The organism is Aneurinibacillus danicus (assembly GCF_007991215.1).
Classification (GTDB): domain Bacteria; phylum Bacillota; class Bacilli; order Aneurinibacillales; family Aneurinibacillaceae; genus Aneurinibacillus; species Aneurinibacillus danicus.
Map to the genome: position 1 here is coordinate 1 of NZ_BJXX01000257.1, position 1,584 is coordinate 1,584.

A 1,584-nucleotide genomic window follows, 5' to 3' on the forward strand; every position below is an offset into this window, starting at 1 on the left:
TATAGACACTCATGCCGCTAACGCAGCACCAACAGATGATGAAAATGAGGTGTATGCTGTATAATTTATTTGCGGCTGGCGAAGGCAGGTCGTTGTTCCTTGGTGCCTCGAGTCCGTGGTATAGACTGACTTCAACGACCAGGTGCACCACAGATTGTTGCTCCCTCCGCGGAAGCACGCAGGATAGAATGACCCTGAATGGTTGTTGCACCAGCTCTTCAATTTTTACCGCTGCAAAGGAGAATGACCCATGGAAGTTGTTTACCCTCATTGCTGTGGCCTTGATGTTCATAAGAAGAATGTGGTCGCCTGCATCATCACTCCGGAAGGCAAAGAGATTCGCACGTTTTCCACGATGACCGATGATCTACTCGCGCTGGTTGATTGGATAAAAGAGAAAGGTTGCACTCATGTCGCGATGGAAAGTACGGCTTCTTTCTGGAAGCCGGTGTACAACCTGCTTGAGTTGGAAGGCATGCAAACCCTGGTCGTGAACGCCAGGCACATGAAGAATGTACCGGGACGCAAAACGGATGTCAAAGATGCCGAATGGATTGCCGGTCTGTTACGCCATGGCCTTCTGCAGGGAAGCTACATTCCTTCCCGGGATCAGCGGGAACTACGGGAGTTGATTCGCTACCGCCGGAGCCTCATTGACGAACGAGCCCGGGAAGCGAACCGGATCCAAAAGGTACTCGAAGGAGCCAACATCAAGCTGTCTTCGGTCGCCACCGATGTGCTCGGCAAATCGGGCCGGGCCATGCTGGAGGCCATCATTGCCGGGGAAGAGGACCCCGAGATCCTTTCCGAACTGGCACAGCGCAAGCTAAAACAGAAGAAAGCGGAGTTGAAGCGGGCGCTGAACGGACTCATCGGACCGCATCAAAAATTGATGCTGAAAACCCAACTGCGGCACATCGATTTTCTGGATGCCGAAATTGCGAGACTGGATGAAGAAGTAAAGGCGCGAATGCTCCCTTTTGAGGAGGACCTGGAGCGGTTGGACACGATTCCTGGAGTGGGTCGGCGCACGGCGGAACAGATTTTGGCGGAAGTCGGGCACACGATGGACCCGTTTCCCTCCGCCGCTCATTTGTGTTCATGGGCGGGACTGGCTCCAGGGAACAACGAAAGCGCAGGGAAACGAAAGTCGGGACGCACACGCAAAGGGAACCAAAAACTGAGAAGCGCTCTGGTGGAAGCTGCGAGAGCGGCCGCCCGCACCAAGAACACGTACCTTTCCAGTCAATATCACCGTATCGCCGCCCGAAGAGGAGCAAACCGTGCGGCCGTGGCCGTGGCACACAGCATTCTGACCATTGTCTTTCACATTCTCAAGCGAAAGCAGCCATATATTGAATTGGGTCCTACCTATTACGAAGAACGTAAACGGGATGCTGTCATCAAACAATCCGTCAAGAAACTAGAATCTCTCGGATACAAGGTGACCGTCGAATCCATTGCGTAATTGATACAGGAGACTCCTTCTTCCGCTGCCCGGCCCCTTTTTTAAAAAGCGGGTGTGCCCGGGTTAGTTTCGTATTGCCTTTTTTCAGTTCGTGCAATGAGTTTATTTTCAGGATA

The 1,584-nt window shown here is 52.8% G+C and carries 1 protein-coding gene; it reads left to right on the top strand.

The genetic code is table 11. The annotated features are described in order from the left end of the window. Positions 1 to 250: 250 nt before the first annotated feature. Positions 251 to 1,468: an IS110 family RNA-guided transposase gene (locus ADA01nite_RS21575; protein WP_146812481.1), complete on the top strand. Its 1,218-nt coding sequence runs from the start codon at positions 251 to 253 to the stop codon at positions 1,466 to 1,468. The last annotated feature ends 116 nt before the right edge of the window (positions 1,469 to 1,584 follow it).